This window comes from Polaromonas sp. C04 (assembly GCF_002002705.1).
Taxonomy (GTDB): Bacteria; Pseudomonadota; Gammaproteobacteria; order Burkholderiales; family Burkholderiaceae_C; genus Rhodoferax_A.
In genome coordinates, this window is sequence record NZ_MUNS01000006.1 from 1 (window position 1) to 1,886 (window position 1,886).

2 protein-coding genes and 1 pseudogene are annotated in these 1,886 nt (G+C 60.0%); 2 read left to right on the forward strand and 1 reads right to left on the reverse strand.

Annotated elements, in window-relative coordinates:
- Window positions 1-242: 242 nt before the first annotated feature.
- Window positions 243-503 carry a hypothetical protein gene (locus tag B0E49_RS20395; protein ID WP_168174970.1) on the forward strand — a complete coding sequence of 87 codons (261 nt, stop codon included), beginning with the start codon at window positions 243-245 and terminating at the stop codon, window positions 501-503.
- On the opposite strand, the pseudogene B0E49_RS00045 reads toward B0E49_RS20395, so the two are convergent.
- Window positions 447-925, reverse strand: a pseudogene (locus tag B0E49_RS00045) (thiolase family protein); the annotation flags it as partial. The gene B0E49_RS20395 and the pseudogene B0E49_RS00045 overlap by 57 nt on opposite strands.
- Before the next feature lie 162 nt (window positions 926-1,087).
- Here B0E49_RS00045 and B0E49_RS00050 point away from each other — a divergent pair.
- Window positions 1,088-1,804: a Crp/Fnr family transcriptional regulator gene (locus B0E49_RS00050; RefSeq protein ID WP_168174971.1), complete on the forward strand. Its 717-nt coding sequence runs from the start codon at window positions 1,088-1,090 to the stop codon at window positions 1,802-1,804.
- The last annotated feature ends 82 nt before the right edge of the window (window positions 1,805-1,886 follow it).

Genomic DNA, 1,886 nt, shown 5'->3' on the forward strand with positions numbered 1-1,886 from the left:
AAGTAGGGGGAGGGCTGGACACCTGTGAAGGCAACTCGGTGCGGATGATCGATGTCTTCGTCGGCGAGCTGGGCCGGCAGGCACTGGGTTTCGAGGGCGTCGATCCGATGCACAGCGGTCGCTGACCGATCCCGATGCGCACTCGATGACAAGCCAGGGCAAGGGCGCCGGCGTGTGGCTACAACGTACAGGCAGCGGCCGATGCCAAACATTACCTCATCGTTGCGCAAAAGGTCACCAACATGGTCAACGATCGCGCTCAGCTCACGAAAATGGCCGTGCAGGTGAGTAATGCGATGGGCATAAAACTTAGGATAGGCTTGTGCCAGCACGGATTCCCGATCGAGACGGCCTGCGCGCTCAACAACGCCAATTCAGGAAGCGGCTCGAAGGCCGGTGTGCCAAACGCGCTTGGGCCCGTTGCTTTCGTCCTATGCGATGCCCGTTCAATCAAAGCACTTCGAACAACCCGCCGCTCCCATGCCACCCCCAACGCACATTGACACCACGACGAGTTTGACGCCGCGCCGCTTGCCCTCGAGAAGGGCATGTCCAACCAGCCGACCCCGTCATCCCGTACGGATGGCCAACGGAGGTACCACCGCCGTTGACGTTGTACCGATTCGGGTCGATTCCAAGCTTGTCGCGGCAGTACAGCGCTTGCACTGCAAAGGCCTCGTTCAACTCCCACAGTCCGATGTCGTTGATGTTTAACCCGTGCTTCGCGAGCAGTTCGGGAATTGCATAGATCGGGCCCGATGCCCATCTCTTCCGGCGCGTAACCGGCGACCGCCATCCCGAGATGGCGACCAAGCGGTTCCAACCCCCGCCGCCCAGCGTATTCTCTGCTCACCAGCACGCTCGCCGAGGCGCCATCGGACAACTGGCTCGCATTGCCGGCCGTGATCACGCCGCCGTCGAGTACGGGCTTCAGGGCGGTCTGTGTACAATCGCTGCTCATCGGCGGCTCAGACTCGACGGCGACCTCTTCGAACCTCGAGCAATGTGATGCATGACCCGGTTGCGTGGCCCGTGGTATGGGCGGAGATCTCTCCCGGAACATTACGGAAATCGGCTGAATGTCAACGTGAAGATAGTTCTTCAGAACTCGGCGTACCTCGCGCTAGGTCGTGTTCTTCTCCTGAAGAATCCGGGGTTCGATCGGTGCGCACCGGACACGATCGACGAGCTGATGGCGGGCGCCTCGCTGGCTCGCTGCGAGCGCGGAGATCTGGTCGCCGGGATCGATGAACCGTTCGATCACCTCTGCCTCGTCATCGAAGGCGTGCTCGAAATCCGCACACTCATGTCGGGTCGACGCCACCTGATGATGTTCCTCGCGGCGGGGGAACTCACGGGTGTGTTGTGTTGCATCGATGGCAAGGGGCAGTTGCACGATGTGATCGCTCATTCGGATGTCGTCCTGATGTATATACCCGGAGACCTGATCCGCCGTCGCCGGATCATCGATCCTGATCTCAGCGTCGCGCTCGAGCTGCAGTTGGCATATCGCAGCAGGCGCTTGTACGAGCTTCTTGCCGGAACATCCTTGCTATCACTGAGGGCAAGGCTAGCGCGACTGCTCGTGCAGCTGGAAAGCGGATTCGGAATCCACAGGGGTGCAGCTGACATCATCAGCTTGCGCCTTTCACAGACCGACATCGCGGATCTTCTCGGTACCAGTCGGCAATGGGCGAACAGGGAATTGAACGACCTGGAGACGCTGGGCATGATCCGCGTCAAGCGATCCTCAATTGAAATCCTGGACTTGAAAGCCCTTGTGGAATTGAGTTCTTCCGGATAGCTGTGCTGAACATTGTTCTTCCAACGCCAAACGGTGCGCACGCTGCGCGTGCCCTAAAGTCAAACCGCCCCATGTCCTGCGC